The sequence below is a fragment of the Microtetraspora sp. NBRC 16547 genome (assembly GCF_030268965.1).
Taxonomy (GTDB): Bacteria; Actinomycetota; Actinomycetes; order Streptosporangiales; family Streptosporangiaceae; genus Microtetraspora.
On the sequence record NZ_BSSE01000030.1, the window covers coordinates 39,416 to 55,474 of the forward strand.

The 16,059-nt window shown below is 69.3% G+C and carries 13 protein-coding genes; 10 read left to right on the forward strand and 3 right to left on the reverse strand.

Annotated features, from left to right (window positions below; translation table 11 throughout):
- The first annotated feature begins 241 nt into the window (after window positions 1-241).
- From yajC to QSK17_RS29995, 5 genes are all read left to right on the forward strand, one after another.
- Window positions 242-667 (forward strand): preprotein translocase subunit YajC, encoded by a 426-nt coding sequence (yajC, locus tag QSK17_RS29975; protein WP_285708857.1) that lies wholly within the window; start codon window positions 242-244, stop codon window positions 665-667.
- A gap of 42 nt (window positions 668-709) precedes the next feature.
- Window positions 710-2,443, forward strand: a complete 1,734-nt coding sequence (gene secD, locus QSK17_RS29980; protein ID WP_285708858.1) for a protein translocase subunit SecD — start codon at window positions 710-712, stop codon at window positions 2,441-2,443.
- Entirely contained in the window at window positions 2,443-3,495 is a 1,053-nt protein-coding gene (gene secF, locus QSK17_RS29985) for a protein translocase subunit SecF (RefSeq protein ID WP_285708859.1), read from the forward strand. The genes secD and secF overlap by 1 nt, the downstream gene beginning before the upstream one ends.
- Before the next feature lie 110 nt (window positions 3,496-3,605).
- On the forward strand, window positions 3,606-4,112 hold the full coding sequence (locus QSK17_RS29990; protein WP_285708860.1) for an adenine phosphoribosyltransferase: 507 nt from the start codon (window positions 3,606-3,608) through the stop codon (window positions 4,110-4,112).
- A 245-nt stretch (window positions 4,113-4,357) separates the two neighbouring features.
- A complete protein-coding gene (locus QSK17_RS29995) occupies window positions 4,358-6,544 on the forward strand; it encodes a RelA/SpoT family protein (protein WP_285708899.1) in 2,187 nt (728 codons plus the stop codon).
- Between the two features lie 175 nt (window positions 6,545-6,719).
- Here QSK17_RS29995 and QSK17_RS30000 read toward each other — a convergent pair whose 3' ends face one another.
- Window positions 6,720-7,988, reverse strand: a complete 1,269-nt coding sequence (locus tag QSK17_RS30000; RefSeq protein WP_285708861.1) for a DUF349 domain-containing protein — start codon at window positions 7,986-7,988, stop codon at window positions 6,720-6,722.
- A gap of 21 nt (window positions 7,989-8,009) precedes the next feature.
- A complete protein-coding gene (locus QSK17_RS30005; protein ID WP_285708862.1) occupies window positions 8,010-8,843 on the reverse strand; it encodes a peptidylprolyl isomerase in 834 nt (277 codons plus the stop codon).
- A gap of 157 nt (window positions 8,844-9,000) precedes the next feature.
- On the opposite strand from QSK17_RS30005, the gene QSK17_RS30010 reads away from it, so the two are divergent.
- From QSK17_RS30010 to aspS, 3 genes are read left to right on the forward strand one after another with little or no spacing between them, the layout of a single operon-like run.
- Window positions 9,001-9,705, forward strand: a complete 705-nt coding sequence (locus QSK17_RS30010) for an MBL fold metallo-hydrolase (protein WP_285708863.1) — start codon at window positions 9,001-9,003, stop codon at window positions 9,703-9,705.
- The gene (hisS, locus tag QSK17_RS30015; RefSeq protein ID WP_285708864.1) at window positions 9,705-10,961 is read left to right on the forward strand and encodes a histidine--tRNA ligase; all 1,257 of its coding nucleotides are present in this window, start codon (window positions 9,705-9,707) and stop codon (window positions 10,959-10,961) included. Before QSK17_RS30010 ends, hisS begins: the two co-directional genes overlap by 1 nt.
- Complete coding sequence (aspS, locus tag QSK17_RS30020; protein ID WP_285708865.1) at window positions 10,958-12,718, forward strand: aspartate--tRNA ligase; 1,761 nt, start codon at window positions 10,958-10,960, stop codon at window positions 12,716-12,718. Before hisS ends, aspS begins: the two co-directional genes overlap by 4 nt.
- Window positions 12,719-12,872: 154 nt before the next feature.
- Here the strand turns inward: aspS and QSK17_RS30025 are convergent, their stop codons facing one another.
- Window positions 12,873-13,733: a peptidylprolyl isomerase gene (locus QSK17_RS30025; protein ID WP_285708866.1), complete on the reverse strand. Its 861-nt coding sequence runs from the start codon at window positions 13,731-13,733 to the stop codon at window positions 12,873-12,875.
- Window positions 13,734-14,160: 427 nt separating this feature from the next.
- On the opposite strand from QSK17_RS30025, the gene QSK17_RS30030 reads away from it, so the two are divergent.
- Window positions 14,161-14,607, forward strand: a complete 447-nt coding sequence (locus tag QSK17_RS30030) for a DUF2231 domain-containing protein (RefSeq protein WP_285708867.1) — start codon at window positions 14,161-14,163, stop codon at window positions 14,605-14,607.
- Window positions 14,608-14,679: 72 nt separating this feature from the next.
- A complete protein-coding gene (locus tag QSK17_RS30035) occupies window positions 14,680-15,996 on the forward strand; it encodes a replication-associated recombination protein A (protein ID WP_285708868.1) in 1,317 nt (438 codons plus the stop codon).
- The last annotated feature ends 63 nt before the right edge of the window (window positions 15,997-16,059 follow it).

Genomic DNA, 16,059 nt, shown 5'->3' on the forward strand with positions numbered 1-16,059 from the left:
GGATGCCAAGAACGTAGCACGCGTGCATGGTCACGGATCGGTTGCAAAGACGCTGAAATGGGCACTTTCCCGCGTGCCATATCGTGGGTTCGTTGCCGCTCTTCGAGCGGCTCGCCTACACTGCGTGGCTTGACCGGCCGCTTACGCTGACGCTTCTCGGCGACGCGGCCGCCGCGCTCAAACGCGTAACTGGACCTCCGGTGTCATGCCGGTTCATCACGTAATGGAAAGGGTGGCCCCCGTGGGCAACAACCCGCTTGGGACGTTTCTGCCACTGATCTTGCTGGTAGTGGTGTTCTACTTCCTGCTGATCCGCCCGCAGCGCAAGCGGCAGCAGGAGCAGCTGCAGATGCAGAACTCGCTCACCCCGGGCGCGCGGGTCATGACGACCACCGGTCTGTTCGGCACCGTGGTGGGCCTCGAGGACGACGACGTCATCCTGGAGATCGCGCCGGGCGTGGAGACCCGTTGGGTCAAGGCGGCGATCGGCCGGGTTGTCGTGCCCGTGGAGGACGCCGCCGACGACGAGACGGATTCTGTCCAGCCCGTGGCGGAAGAGGGTGTTCAAAAGGACGCCCATGAGGACATTCAGAAGAACAAGGGCGAGCCGGTGATCGAGACCCCGGAAGACGGGGACGCCAAGGATTCGAGCACCAAGCAGTCCTGAGTACGCTCACTGAAGATCCCTTGACGAAAGAATCGACCACCAGTGGCCCCACCGACCAGTAGCCAGATCAAGCCAGGACGCACGCTCCTGGCTCTTCTGGTGATCATCCTCGCCATGGGGGCGACGGTCGTCTTGCAGAAGGCGCTCGTCCCCAAGTTCGGCCTCGACCTCGCGGGCGGCACCACGGTGACGCTGTCGCCGGTCACCAGCGACGGCAAGGCTCCTCCGCAGGAGAGCCTGGACCGCGCGGTCAACATCATCCGCAACCGCGTCAACGGCACCGGCATCTCGGACGCGGAGGTCGCCAGAGCCGGCGACAACATCGTCATCCAGGTGCCCGGGGCGGGCCGCGACGAGGCCATCAAACTGGTCGCCACCACCGCGGAGATGCGCTTCCGCCAGGTGCTCGCGGTGGCCGCCGCCACGACCCCGCCGCAGACCCTGCCCACCAGTGCCGCCACGCCGAGCCCATCGGCCATGACCCCGTCCCCCGGCGCCTCGCCGGCCGGACGCGCGGTGTCGAAGGTGCTGGCCGAGCCCACTCCGACGCCCACGGTGACGAGACGCGCCAGGTCGCATACCGCGACCGGTGAGAAGTCGGGGGCGGGGACACGGGCTTCACGGGCCCAGGCGACCCCGTCGCCGTCTCCCTCGGCCACGCCGGGCGAGAGCGAGGATCCGCTCGCAGGGCAGGACCTGACCGGCATCGACCCGGCCCTGCTGAAGGAATTCCGGACGATCGACTGCACGGCGAAGAACAAGGGCCAGGGCGCCCAGGACGACCCCGACAAGCAGATCGTGGCCTGCAGCCAGGACGGCACCGCGAGGTACATCCTCGACAAGGCCGCGGTGCAGGGCTCCCAGATCACCACCGCGTCGGCGGGTGTGCGCCAGGACACCGGCGCCTGGGTGGTCAACCTCGACTTCAAGAGCCAGGGCGCGTCGCAGTGGAGCGACCTTACCGCCAAGGCGTTCGAAGCGCAGCCGCCCCGCAACCAGATCGGCGTCGTCCTCGACGGCCTCGTGATCACCGCCCCCGCCTCGAACGGCCGGATCGCCGGTGGCAACACTGAGATCTCGGGCGGCTTCACCCAGGAGACCGCGACCGAGCTCGCCGACCAGCTCAAGTACGGCTCGCTGCCGCTCAAGTTCGTGCAGAGCTCCGTCGTCTCCGTCTCCTCGACGCTCGGTCAGGACCAGCTCCGCGGCGGCCTCATCTCCGGCGCCATCGGCCTGGTGATCGTCATGATCTATCTGCTGCTCTACTACCGGGGCCTCGGCGCGGTCGGCATCGCCAGCCTCGGAGTGGCGACGATCATCACCTACCTCTCGGTGGCCCTTCTCAGCGCGAACGTCGGCTTCCGATGGTCGCTGCCGCACATCATCGGCCTCGTGGTCTCGATCGGCATCACGGCGGACTCGTTCATCGTCTACTTCGAACGCATCCGTGACGAGATGAAGGAAGGCCACCGCACCCTCCGCGCCGCCGTCGAGGTCGCCTGGCGGCGGGCGAAGCGGACGATCCTGGTCGCGGACGCGGTCATGTTCATCGCCGCGGTCGTGCTCTACTTCCTCGCGGTCGGCGGTGTCGCCGGTTTCGCGTTCGCGATGGGCCTGACCACGCTGATCGACATCATGGTGGTGTTCCTCTTCACCAAGCCCCTCATGTCGCTGGTCGCGCGGTTGAAGTTCTTCTCCAAGGGCCACAAGCTGTCCGGGCTCGACGCCGAGCGCATGGGCCGCACCGGTGCCGAGCAGACCCTGCAGGAGGCGTGATGCCGGGCATTATCAGCCGCCTGTACCGCGGCGACATCGACATCGACTTCGTCGGCAAGCGGAAGCTCTGGTACGGCCTCTCCGCCCTGCTGATGGCCATCTCCATCCTGGGCATGGTCGTCCACGGCCTCAACCTCGGCATCGAGTTCAGGGGAGGGTCGGTCTTCGACTTCCCTCGCGTGGCGAACTCCAGCGTCGAGGAGGTCAGGGAGACCATCCATGACGCCGGTGTCCACCAGGTCATCGTCCAGGAGGCGGGACCGAACTGGCGGGTCACCACGGAGAGCCTCGACACCAACGAGGTCCCGAAGGTTCAGGACGCTGTCGCGAAGAAGTACCACCTCAAGGCCGACGACGTGAGCTCCCAGGTCATCGGCGCGACCTGGGGTGGTGAGGTCTCCAAGAAGGCCTGGATCGGCCTCGCCGTGTTCATGCTCGCGATCATGCTGTACCTCAGCTTCGCGTTCGAGTGGCGGATGGCGCTCGCCGCCATCGTGGCCCTCGTGCACGACCTGGTGATCACCGCGGGCATCTACGCCTGGTCGGGCTTCGAGGTCACCCCGGCCACCATGCTGGGCTTCCTCACGATCCTCGGTTACTCGCTGTACGACGCGGTCGTCGTCTTCGACATGATCAAGGAAGTGACGGCCAACCTCGGCACGAGCGCGAAGATGACCTACACGCAGGCCGCGAACAACGCGCTCAGCCACACGCTGATCCGGTCGCTGAACACCTCGCTGGTCGCGATCCTGCCGGTGGCGGCGATCCTGTTCATCGGGACGACGCTGCTCGGGGCCGGCACGCTGAAGGACCTGTCCCTGGCGCTGTTCGTCGGCATGGTCGTCGGCACCTACTCCTCGCTGTGCGTGGCCACACCGATCCTGGTCACGCTCAAGGAGCGCGAGCCGAAGTGGCAGGCCCTCGCCAAGCGGGTGGCTCAGCGGGAGGCCTCCGCCGCCAAGCAGGCCGCCGCCGGCGCCAAGCAGGCGGTGGTGGCGGGATCGCAGAACGGGGTCCCGGCCGCGGACGACGGAAAGCGCAAGAAGCGTTAGCGGATACCGTTGACGCGTAAAGACGGCGGCGGCGCCCCTGTGCCGCCTCCCGCGATGCTCGGCATCGGGGGAGGGACGCGGGGGCGCCGTCCTCATGAAGTGAGCGGAAAATGACTGAGTGGGTTTCCCTGATCAGGGACGTTCCCGACTACCCGAAGCCGGGCGTCATGTTCAAGGACATCACCCCGCTGCTCGCCGACCACGGCGCCTTCACGCAGGTCGTGGACGAGCTCGGAGACGGCCTGGCGTTCGACAAGGTGGTCGGCATCGAGGCACGTGGTTTCATCCTGGCCGCCCCGGTGGCGTACCGGGCGGGGGTGGGATTCGTCCCCGTACGCAAGAAGGGCAAACTGCCTGCACAGACGTTCGAGGCGAACTATGATCTGGAGTACGGCTCCGCGACGGTGGAGGTGCACTCCGATGCCTTCTCCCCGGGCGACCGTGTGCTGATCGTGGACGACGTGCTTGCCACGGGAGGCACGGCGAACGCGACGGTGGAGCTGGTCAGGAGAGCGGGCGCCCAGGTCGTCGCGGTGTCCGTCCTGATGGAGCTGTCCTTCCTCTCCGGTCGTGATCGGCTGCCTGACCTGGAGGTCCGCTCCCTGGTAACCGTCTAATCTGACCGCACCTAGGCGAAAAGCGGGCAGGCGGCGCGGATACACTTGGGAGCCTGGACTCGACGTGAGGAGTCTGTGTGCCCCGTGATGTGGTCGTGCCCGACGGCGTGCGGGCCCGGAACGAATCCCGGTCCGCCGAGGCCGCTGAGCCGGTAGCCGCGCGCGACGCATCGGAGGCCGCGGAGGAGAAGCCCGCGCCTGTGCTGCGACGTCGGCGGGCGCGGTTCGGGGGGCAGTGGGGTGCTATGAATCCGGTGTTGGAGCCGCTCTTCAAGACGGTTCGCGCGACCCATCCCAAGGCGGATCTCCGGCTGATCGAGCGCTCCTACGAGGTGGCCGCGCACCACCACCGCGACCAGAAACGCAAGAGCGGGGATCCGTACATCACCCACCCGCTGGCCGTCGCGACGATCCTGGCCGAGCTCGGCACCGACGACGAGACGCTCTGTGCCGCGCTCCTCCACGACACGGTTGAGGACACCGCCTACAGCCTGGAGGAGCTGCGCGCCGACTTCGGCGAGAGCATCGCGCTGCTCGTCGACGGCGTCACCAAGCTGGACAAGGTCAAGTTCGGCGACGCCGCGCAGGCGGAGACCGTCAGGAAGATGGTCGTCGCCATGGCCCGGGACATCCGGGTCCTGGTCATCAAGCTCGCCGACCGGCTGCACAACATGCGCACGATGCGCTACCTCCCCGAGCACAAGCGGCAGCAGAAGTCCCGCGAGACGCTGGAGATCTTCGCCCCGCTGGCCCACCGGCTCGGCATGAACACCATCAAGTGGGAGCTGGAGGACCTCGCGTTCGCCATGCTCTATCCCAAGCGGTACGACGAGATCGCCCGGATGGTGTCCGAGCGCGCGCCGCGCCGCGACCTGTTCCTCCAGGACGTGATCGAGAAGGTCTCCGCGGACCTGCGCGAGGCCAAGATCCGGGCGACCGTGAAGGGCCGGCCCAAGCACTACTACTCGATCTACCAGAAGATGATCGCCAAGGGCGTGGCCTTCGACGACATCTACGACCTGGTCGGCATCCGGGTGCTGGTGGACACGGTGCGCGACTGCTATGCGGCCCTCGGAACGATCCACGCCCAGTGGAGGCCGGTGCCCGGGCGGTTCAAGGACTACATCGCGATGCCCAAGTTCAACATGTACCAGTCGTTGCACACGACGGTCATGGGGCCCGAGGGCAAGACGATCGAGCTGCAGATCCGCACCCGCGCGATGCACCACCGGGCCGAGTACGGCGTGGCCGCCCACTGGAAGTACAAGGAGGAGACGAACGGCGCCCCCGGCACGGCTGCCAAGGGGAAGCAGGTCAACGACATGGCCTGGCTGCGCCAGCTCCTCGACTGGCAGAAGGAGACCGCCGATCCGGGCGAGTTCCTGGAGTCGCTGCGCTTCGACCTGTCGGTCTCGGAGGTGTTCGTCTTCACGCCGCGCGGCCAGGTGATCGCGCTGCCCGAGGGCGCCACCCCGGTCGACTTCGCGTACGCCGTGCACACCGAGGTGGGGCACCGCTGCATCGGGGCCAGGGTGAACGGCCGCCTGGTGCCGCTGGAGTCCCGGCTCGGCAACGGCGACACGGTGGAGATCTTCACCTCCAAGTCGCCGGACGCCGGGCCGTCCCGCGACTGGCTGAAGTTCGTCAAGAGCGGCCGGGCCCGCAACAAGATCCGGCAGTGGTTCTCCAAGGAGCGCAGGGAGACCGCCATCGAGGCCGGCAAGGAGGCCATCGGGCGGGCGATGCGCAAGCAGGGGCTGCCGCTCCAGCGCCTGATGTCCGGCGAGGCGCTCCTCGCGCTCGCGCGTGACCTCAGGTACCCAGACGTGTCGGCTCTCTACGCCGCGGTCGGTGAGGGCCACGCGGGGGCCCAGGCGGTCGTCCAGAAGCTCGTACAGTCCCTCGGAGGCGTCGAGGGGGCGGAGGAGGACATCGCCGAGGCGGCGGTCCCCACGAAGCTCAGAGGGCGCCCCAGGGGCGGCTCCAACGCGGGCGTCATCGTGGCCGGCGACCCGGACGTGTGGGTGCGGCTGTCGCGGTGCTGCACGCCGGTCCCCGGTGACGAGATCGTGGGGTTCGTGACGCGCGGTCACGGGGTCTCGGTCCACCGGACGAACTGCCCCAACGTGGAGCAGCTCAACGAGCAGCCCGACCGGCTCGTGCAGGTGTCGTGGTCGCCCGGGGGAGACTCCGTCTTCCTGGTGGCGATCCAGGTCGAGGCGCTGGACCGGCCCCGGCTGCTGTCGGACGTCACCCGCACTCTGTCCGACCAGCACGTGAACATCCTGTCCGCCTCGGTGGCGACCAGCCGGGACCGCGTCGCGGTGAGCAAGTTCACCTTCGAAATGGGCGATCCCAAGCACCTCGGTCACGTGCTCAAGGCGGTGCGCAACATCCAGGGCGTCTACGACGTCTACCGCGTGACGAACTGACGCGTCCGCCGCCCCGCCCTGCCGCGCCGCGCCGGACCGCGCCATCGCTCCGCCGCGACCGCCGAGTGACGGACTCCCGTGCCGGCTTCCTGATCCGGGCGCACGAGGCCCGTAGACGCGTCGTCCCCCGCCGCGAGCAAGCGCGCGGCGGGGGACGACGGGAGCGGAAGTCGGGTCAGGAGAACTCGGCGAGCGTGCGCTCGGCCTCCTCAAGCCAGGAGCGCCGCGCGGTGAGCGCCTCCTCGGTCTCCTTGACGTCCTTGTCCCGGCCCGCGGCCTGGGCCTTGGCCAGCCGGGCCTCAAGCTGCTCGATCGACCTGCGGAGCTGGTTGACCGTGTCCTGGGCGCGGGCCCTGGCCTCGGGGTTCGAGCGGCGCCACTCGTTCTCCTCGGCCTTGCGGACGGCGTCGTCGATCTTGCGCAGGCCGCCTTCCAGCCGGTCGCGCTGCTCGCGCGGCGCCGGGCCGGCCGCCTCCCAGCGCTCCAGGATGCCGCGCAGCGCCGCGCGGGCGCTCCGGGCGTCCGTGACCGGCAGCAGCTTGCCCGCCTCCGCGAGCAGCGCCTCCTTGATCTCCGCGTTCGCGGCGAACGAGGCGTCCCGCTCGGCGAAGACGGCCGACCTGGCGTGGAAGAACTGGTCCTGGGCGCCCTTGAACCGGGCCCAGAGCTCGTCCTCCACCTCGCGCGAGGCGCGCCCCGCGGTCTTCCACTGGTGCATCAGCTCGCGGTAGGCCGCGGCCGTCGCGTTCCAGTCGGTCGAGGCCGCGAGCGTCTCCGCCTCGGAGACGATGCGCTCCTTGGTGCCGCGCACCGCGTCGCGCTGCTCGTCGAGCGAGGAGAAGTACGCCTTGCGCCGCTTGGCGAACGCCGTACGGGCGGCGGACAGGCGCTTCCAGAGACCTGCCTCGGTGGCGCGGTCGATCCGCTCGGCGGCCTTCCACTCGTCCACGAGCTGGCGCAGGCGCTCGCCGCCGGACTTCCAGTGGGTCGCGTCCTCGGCGATCCGTTCGGCCTCGGTGACGATCCGCTCCTTGACGTCGCGCGCGTGGACACGCGCCTTGTCACGGGCGGCTTTCACCTCTTCCCGGCGTTTGCCGACGAGCTCGCCGAGCGCGCCGAGACGGTCCTGGAGCGCGCCCAGGTCGCCGATGGCGTGAGCCTCGGCGACCGCCTCGCGGAGCTTCAGGATGCTCGCCTCCGCCTGCGCGGGCGGCAGATCGGTGCCCTTCACCCGCTGCTCGAGAAGCTGGACCTGGCCGGCCAGCTCCTCGTACTTGCGGTGGTAGTAGGCGAGAGCCTCCTCCGGCTCACCGGCCTGCCAGGACCCGACGGCTCGTTCGCCCTCGGCCGTACGCACGTAGACGGTGCCGTCGTCGTCTACCCGGCCCCACGGGTCGGTGGTCACGGTGTCCTCCCGCACTCGAATCAGCCTCCAGGGCCTCATTGTGCCCTTGGTTGTATTACGTCAGCTCTTGCTGGTTATTGTCACGTCTTTGATTTCGACGGGCCGCTTGGGTGCGCCCGTGCCGTCGTTAAGGCCCCCGGGGATCACGCCCCGCTTGGCCACTCTGTCCAGGATTTCCAGCCCCTTCGTCACGGTACCGAAAGGTGTGTAGTCGGGGCTTAGCCCGGTGTCCCCGTAGACGATGAAGAACTGGCTGCCGTTGGTGCCGGGCCCGCTGTTGGCCATGGCGAGCACGCCGCGGTTGTACTTGGCGCCCGCGAGGTTCTCGTCGACGAACCGGTAGCCGGGGCCGCCCTGGCCGTCGGTGGGGTTCTTGCCGTCGGCCTTCGCGAGCGGGTCGCCGCACTGCAGGATGGGGAAGTCGGTGCCCATCCGGTGGCACCGGGTGTCGTCGAAGTAGTCCTTCGACGCGAGGAACTTGAACGAGTTGACCGTGCAGGGCGCGTTGACCGCGTCGAGGTTCGCCACGATGTCGCCGTAGTTGGTCTTGATCGTCATGATCGCCGGCGCGGTGCTGACCTTCTCCGCCGGCATCCCGACGTTCTTGACCTGTTCCCCTGGCTTGGAGGCGACGTAGGAGCACGTCCCCGTCGACGGGTCGTACGGCTTGGGCTCCTCGGCCGCCGCGCTCGGCTTGGCCGTCGCGGTGGCGTTGTCACCGCGACCCATGAAGGCGACCGCCCCCACGACGGCGCCCACTACGACCACCACGGCGGTGCTCGTCCCGATGACCGCGGTGCGCCGCGCCTTGCGCTGCCGCTCAAGTCTCGCCTGCGTCTGCCGCTGGTAATGGTCCCGGGCCAGCTGCTTCTGGCGGTCCTTGCCGGTGGCCACTTCGTCCTCCCGACTGTCCAAGAATGACTATTGAGGTGGGCGAATCGTATCGGCACACGGGCATTGGTTCGCAGCCCGCCGACCCGCACCGGTACCCTTCGGTTACATTCGCTCGCGCATTCCTTGATACATCTTCTGAGACGAAGAGGCCGATTCCGTGCTCGTCGCCGGGTTTCCCGCAGGGTCGTTCCAGACCAACTGCTACGTCGTCGCTCCCGCCGCAGGCGAGGAGTGCGTCGTCATCGACCCAGGTCAGGACGCTGTCGACGGCCTCGACGAGGTCCTGCGCGAGCACCGGCTGAAGCCGGTCGCGGTGCTGCTCACCCACGGCCACATCGACCACATGTGGTCGGTCGTGCCCGTCTGCGGCGCGCGTGACATCCCCGCCTGGATCCACCCCGACGACCGCGAGCTGCTGTCGGATCCGGCCAAGGGGTTGTCCCTGCAGACGAAGCAGATGCTGTTCGGCGGGCTGGAGTTCACCGAGCCTGACGACGTCCGCGAGCTGACCGACGGCGCCGTCATGAAACTCGCGGGGCTGGAGATCACGGTCGACCACGCGCCCGGCCATACCAGGGGGTCGGTGACGTTCCGGGTTCCTGAGATCATGTTCTCGGGCGACCTGCTGTTCGCCGGCTCCATCGGCCGTACCGACCTTCCGGGCGGTGACTACGCGACGATCCTGCGCAGCCTGGCCACCGTGTGCCTGCCGCTGCCGGACGAGACGACGGTGCTGCCCGGCCATGGACCGCAGACGACCATTGGCCGCGAGCGCGCGACCAACCCCTACCTCCGTGGGCTGCTCGACCAGCAGGCCTCGGGCGGGGACGCGCCGCCCGCCGGCCCGACCAGGGGACTGTGATGAGCTTTCAAGCGCCGAAGGGCACCTTCGACTGGATGCCGCCGCGCTCCGAATGGGCACTCGCCGTACGCGACGGGCTGTCCGCGCCGGCCCGCCGGGCCGGCTACGGCTACATCGAGACGCCCGCCTTCGAGGACACCCGGCTGTTCTCACGCGGTGTCGGCGAGTCGACCGACATCGTGACCAAGGAGATGTACACGTTCGAGGACAAGGGCGGGCGGTCCATCACGCTGCGCCCCGAGGGCACCGCCTCCGTGGTGCGCGCGGTGATCGAGCACGGGCTGCCGGGCGGACCGCTGCCCGTCAAGCTGTGGTACTCCGGCAGCTACTACCGCTACGAGCGGGCCCAGAAGGGCAGATACCGCCACTTCTCCCAGGTGGGGGCCGAGGCGCTGGGCGCGGAGGACCCGGCGCTCGACGCCGAGCTGATCCTGCTCGCCGTGGACGGTTACGCCGGTCTAGGCCTGCGGAACGTGCGGCTGCTGCTCAACTCGCTGGGCTGCCGCGAGTGCCGGCCCGCCTACCGCGCCGCGCTGCAGGAGTTCCTGCGCGGGCTGGACCTGGACGAGCCGACCCGCCAGCGCATCGAGATCAACCCGCTGCGGGTGCTGGACGACAAGCGTCCCGACGTGCAGGCCCAACTGGCGGACGCGCCGCTCGTGGTCGACCACCTGTGCGAGTCCTGCAAGGCCTACCACGAGGAGGTCCGCGGCCTGCTCTCGGACGTGGGCGTCTCCTACACCGACGACCCCCGGCTGGTGCGCGGCCTCGACTACTACACCCGGACGACCTTCGAGTTCGTGCACGACGGCCTCGGCGCGCAGTCGGCCGTGGGCGGGGGGGGCCGCTACGACGGGCTGAGCGAGATGATCGGCGGCCCGCCGCTGCCCAGTGTCGGCTGGGCGCTCGGTGTGGACCGCACGGTCCTCGCGATGGAGGCGGAGGGCCTGCTCGCCGAGCGGCCCGCCGCGATGGACGTGTTCGCCGTGCCCCTCGGCGAGGAGGCGCGGCGCCGGGTGTTCGCGCTGGTGACGGAGCTGCGCCGGGCGGGCCTGTCGGTCGACATGGCCTTCGGCCGGCGCGGCGTCAAGGGCGCGATGAAGGCCGCGGACCGCAGCGGAGCCCGTTACGCCCTGATCATCGGCGACCGAGATCTCGAGGCGGGAGCCGCGCAACTCAAGGACCTGACCACAGCCGAGCAGACCGCGGTGCCGATCGCCGAGGTCGTCGACATCCTGAAGGGGAAATTCTCGTGATCCGCAGTCACGAAGCAGGGACGCTTCGTAGGGAGCATGCAGGCCAGCGGGTGACGCTGGCGGGCTGGGTGGCCCGCCGCCGGGACCACGGCGGGGTCGTCTTCATCGACCTTCGGGACGCCTCCGGCTCCGCCCAGGTGGTGTTCCGTGAGGAGGATCACGCCCACGACCTGCGCTCGGAGTACTGCGTCAAGGTGACGGGCGAGGTCCGGGTGCGCCCGGAGGGCAACGAGAACCCCGACCTGCCGACCGGCGCCGTCGAGGTCGTCGCCTCCGAGGTGGAGGTGCTGAGCGAGGCCGCGCCGTTGCCGTTCCCGATCGAGGGCAGCAGCGGCGTGTCGGAGGAGGCGCGGCTGAAGTACCGCTACCTCGACATCCGCCGGGCCCAGGTCGCCGACGCGCTGCGGATTCGCTCGCAGGCGACATACCTGGCGAACGAGGTCATGAAGGAGCGCGGGTTCGTCTACGTCGAGACCCCGAACCTCACCCGCTCCACCCCCGAGGGCGCCCGTGACTTCCTGGTGCCGGTACGGCTCCAGCCGGGCAACTGGTACGCCCTGCCGCAGTCCCCGCAGCTGTTCAAGCAGCTCCTCATGGTCTCCGGCCTCGAGCGCTACTACCAGCTCGCCCGCTGCTTCCGTGACGAGGACCTGCGGGCGGACCGGCAGCCGGAGTTCACTCAGATCGACATCGAGATGTCGTTCGTCGACCAGGACGACGTCATCGAGCTCGGTGAGGCGCTGATCGGCCGCATCTGGAAGGAGACCCTCGGCTACGAGCTGCCGACGCCGCTGCCGCGGATCAGCTACGCCGAAGCGATGTCCAGGTACGGCTCCGACAAGCCGGACCTGCGCTTCGGGGTCGAGCTGACCGACCTGACCGAGTACTTCGCCAACACCTCCTTCCGCGTCTTCCAGGCGCCGTACGTCGGCGCGGTCGTCATGCCGGGCGGCGCCGGGCAGACCCGCAAGGAGCTGGACGCCTGGCAGGAGTGGGCCAAGTCGCGCGGCGCCCGGGGCCTGGCGTACGTGCTGGTCCAGGAGGACGGACTCGGCGGCCCGGTGGCCAAGAACCTGTCCGAGACCGAGATCGCCGGCCTGGCCAAGGCCGCCGGCGCGCAGCCCGGGGACGCGATCTTCTTCGCGGCCGGCCTGCCCCACCCCTCGCGGGAGCTGCTCGGCGCGGCCCGGCTGGAGATCGGCCGCCGCTGCGGCCTGATCGACGAGTCGCAGTGGTCGTTCCTGTGGGTCGTGGACGCCCCCATGTTCGAGCCGGTGGTCGACGAGGTCGGCCGGCAGACCGGCTGGACGGCCGTGCACCACCCGTTCACCGGCCCCAAGCCCGAGTTCGCCGACACCTTCCACGACAACCCCGGCGAGGCCCTGGCGTACGCGTACGACATGGTCTGCAACGGCATGGAGATCGGCGGCGGCTCGATCCGTATCCACCGCGCAGAGATGCAGCAGCGGGTCTTCGAGGTGCTCGGCATCTCCAAGGAGGAGGCGGAGAGCAAGTTCGGCTTCCTCCTCGAGGCGTTCAACTACGGCCCGCCGCCGCATGGCGGCATCGCCTACGGCTGGGACCGCGTCTGCATGCTCCTCGCGGGCGGCGAGTCGATCCGCGACGTGATCGCGTTCCCGAAGACCGCCTCCGGGTTCGACCCGCTGACCGCCGCTCCCACGCCGATCACGACCGAGCAGCGCAAGGAGGCCGGGGTGGACGCCAAGCCGAAGGGCGAGGCGGCCCCGCAGGCCTGACGTGGTCTGTTGCCGGTTCCGCGGTGCTCCTGAGGCGCCGCGGAACCGGCGGCCCGGACATGACACGGACATGACCCGGACATGACATGGCCCCCGGGCCCGGCGGTTCACCGCCGGGCCCGGGGGCCATGTCATGTCGCGCGTGCGCGGAGGGTCAGAGGATCCGGATGGTCTTGATCTCGACCTTCGTCTTGGGGGCGTTCGAGCCGCCGTCGTCGCTGGTGATGTCGACGCCGTCCTTGGCGGTGTTGACGCCGCCCTTGGCGATCTTGTCGACGATCTCCATGCCCTTGCGCACGATCCCGAACGGCGTGTACGCCGCGGGCAGCTGAGCGTTCTCGTCGGTGTAGGAGATGACGAACTGGCTGCCGTTGGAGTTGGAGGCGTCGCCGCCCTGTGCCATGAAGACCACGCCGCGGGCGTACTGCGGCCCGAGGTTCTCGTCGGGGAACAGGTAGCCGGGGCCGCCGGTGCCGTCGGTCGGGTTCTCGCCGTCGCCCTTGGCCTGGGGGTCGCCGCACTGGAGCAGGCCGAGGCCGTTGGTCTCGACCGTGGTGAGCCGGTGGCAGACCGTGTTGTCGAAGAACTTCTTGCTCGCCAGGTACGCGAACGAGTTGATCGTGCAGGGCGTGTCGCCGGGGGCGATGTCGACGACGATGTTGCCGAGGTTGGTCTGGATCAGCATCGTCTTGGCGTTGATCACCGCCTTCGACAGCTGCTTCGGCGGGAAGCCGACGAACTTCGCCGGGCTGCCGGTGTCGTCTTTGCGGTACTCGCAGGTGACCTTGCGCAGGTCGGTCTCCTTGACGGTGGGTGTCGGCTCAGCGAGTTCCGAGGGGATGGCGGAGGGCACGTCCGAGGGGAGGGGCGTCGGTGCCCCGTCCGCGGAGTCCTTCGCCTCGCTGCACGCCGCGAGACTCCCTACGAGCGCGAGCACACTGAGGCCGACGCCGATGGTGCGCCTGGCCTTGCTCCTGGGCCGAGCCGGGTGCTGCTGTCGGTCCGTGTCGGTCACCGTTACGCCTTCCCTTTTTACCTATCTTGACCACTTGCGATGCGTCACTTTATCGGCGTTCATGTCGGGTAGGTGTAAACAGGAGACTCACAGGTATCTCAAGTAGCAAAAATCACGATCTTGCGGTATGAGGCCATCCCGTTACGGCTATTTGGTGACGGGTGGGCCTTACCTCCACTTTCCCCACGTTCACCGGCAATCTTTGACGTTTGTCGCGGAAGACGACGACGCGGACGCTCCGCTACCCGCCACCCGCCCGCACAGGGGCCGGGCCGCCACGTGACGGCCGCGCGGGGGTCCTTACGCTGGCCGGAGTGCCGTTTGCGCTCATATTGTTCTCAGATCCCTCTGAGAACCTCGCCGTGGTCAAATCCGTATCAGGGTGAGGAACCACCCCGCCACGATCACGAAGCCAGGAGCGACGCCCATGTTCGACGAGATCCTCGGCCTGCCCGTCCATCCCCTGCTCGTCCACGCGGCGGTCGTGCTCACGCCGCTGCTGGCCCTCCTGTCCGTCGCGTACGCCGTGCTGCCCCGGTTCCGCGGGAAGCTCGACTGGATGGTCGTCCTGACGGCGGTCGGTGCGCCTGTCGCCGTGTTCGTGGCGAAGGAGAGCGGCGAGTCCTTCGAGCGGAGCCTCTTCGAGGGGCGGCCGTCGGCCACCGTCGCGGCGCACGAGAGCTTCGCGACCCCGCTGCTGATCAGCACGGCCGCGCTGGGCCTGGTCGGCCTGCTGCTCGTCTTCGGCGCCAGGAGGTGGCCCAAGGCCGTCGGCACGGCGCTGTCCGCCGCCTCCGTGGTTCTCGCCGTCGTCGCCGGGTACTACGTCGTACGCGCCGGGCACAGCGGGGCGACGGCGGTCTGGGGCGGTTGACGGCTCCCGCGGCGACCCCGTCGGACGCGACGGGCGGGTGCCGGGGGGATCGGAGCGGCTAGAGTCGAGGTTGTGGACAGTCTGTTCGATTCGGCGGCCGAGGAGGCCCACAGAAGCCAGGAGCCGCTGGCCGTCCGGATGCGCCCGCGCGGCCTGGACGAGGTGATCGGACAGCGCCACCTGCTCGGCCCGGGTACGCCGTTGCGCCGCCTGGTCGAGAGCGAGGCCCCCATGTCGCTGTTCCTGTGGGGGCCGCCGGGCACCGGCAAGACCACGCTCGCCTACGTCGTGGCGGGCGCCACCAAGCGCCGGTTCGTGGAGATCTCCGCCGTGTCCGCCGGCGTCAAGGACGTACGCGCCGCGATCGACCAGGCCCGCCGCGAGCTCGGCATGAGCGGCCGGCAGACCGTGCTGTTCGTCGACGAGGTGCACCGGTTCAACAAGGCGCAGCAGGATGCCCTGCTTCCGGCGGTCGAGAACCGCTGGGTCACCTTCATCGGCGCCACCACGGAGAACCCGTTCTTCTCCGTCATCTCGCCGCTGCTGTCGCGGTCGCTGCTCCTCACCCTCGAGTCGCTGACGGAGGACGACGTGCGGGCCGTCCTCGAACGGGCGGTCGGCGACCCGCGCGGCCTGGCCGGGCGCGCCACGCTGCACCCCGAGGCTCTCGACCAGCTCGTACGGCTCGCGGGCGGCGACGCCCGGCGATCTCTGACCTACCTCGAGGCGGCCGCGCTGCTGTCCGACCAGATCACCGTCGAGGTCGTGGAGCGGGCGGTCGACAAGGCGGCGGTCCGCTACGACCGGCAGGGCGACCAGCACTACGACGTGATCAGCGCGTTCATCAAGAGCATGCGCGGCTCGGACGCCGACGCCGCCCTGCACTACCTGGCCCGCATGGTCGAGGCCGGGGAGGACCCCCGGTTCATCGCCCGCCGGATTGTGATCTTCGCCTCGGAGGACGTCGGCATGGCCGATCCCACCTGCCTCCAGGTCGCCGTCGCGGCCGCGCAGGCGGTGGAGTTCATCGGGCTCCCGGAGGGCCGCATCAACCTCGCGCAGGCGGTGATCCACTGCGCTCTCGCGCCCAAGTCCAACGCCGTCGTCGCGGCCATCGGCGCCGCCGCGGACGACGTGCGCCGCGGCATGATCGGGCAGATCCCCTCCCATCTGAGGGACGCACACTATCCGGGGGCGAGCAAGCTCGGCCACGGCAAGGGCTACCAGTACCCCCACGACTTCGAGCACGGCCTGGTCCGGCAGGACTACGCCCCGGATGAGCTCAGGGAGCGGCGCTACTACCAGCCGACCAAGCATGGCGCGGAGGCCCGGTTCGCCGAGCGCTGGGCGCGGATCCGCGACTTCCTCCGGGGCGAGAGCCGTCCGTGACGGGGCCGGGGGAGGGCCCGGGAGAGCCAGGGAAAGGCGTGGTGGGCCTCGGCGTACTCGGCG

What these genes read in the sequence shown, in the direction of transcription:
- secF (WP_285708859.1), top strand. Translation starts at nt 2,443, where the DNA reads ATGCCGGGCATTATCAGCCGCCTGTACCGCGGCGACATCGACATCGAC.
- QSK17_RS29990 (WP_285708860.1), top strand. Translation starts at nt 3,606, where the DNA reads ATGACTGAGTGGGTTTCCCTGATCAGGGACGTTCCCGACTACCCGAAG.
- QSK17_RS29995 (WP_285708899.1), top strand. Translation starts at nt 4,358, where the DNA reads ATGAATCCGGTGTTGGAGCCGCTCTTCAAGACGGTTCGCGCGACCCAT.
- QSK17_RS30000 (WP_285708861.1), bottom strand. Translation starts at nt 7,988, where the DNA reads ATGAGGCCCTGGAGGCTGATTCGAGTGCGGGAGGACACCGTGACCACC.
- hisS (WP_285708864.1), top strand. Translation starts at nt 9,705, where the DNA reads ATGAGCTTTCAAGCGCCGAAGGGCACCTTCGACTGGATGCCGCCGCGC.
- QSK17_RS30030 (WP_285708867.1), top strand. Translation starts at nt 14,161, where the DNA reads ATGTTCGACGAGATCCTCGGCCTGCCCGTCCATCCCCTGCTCGTCCAC.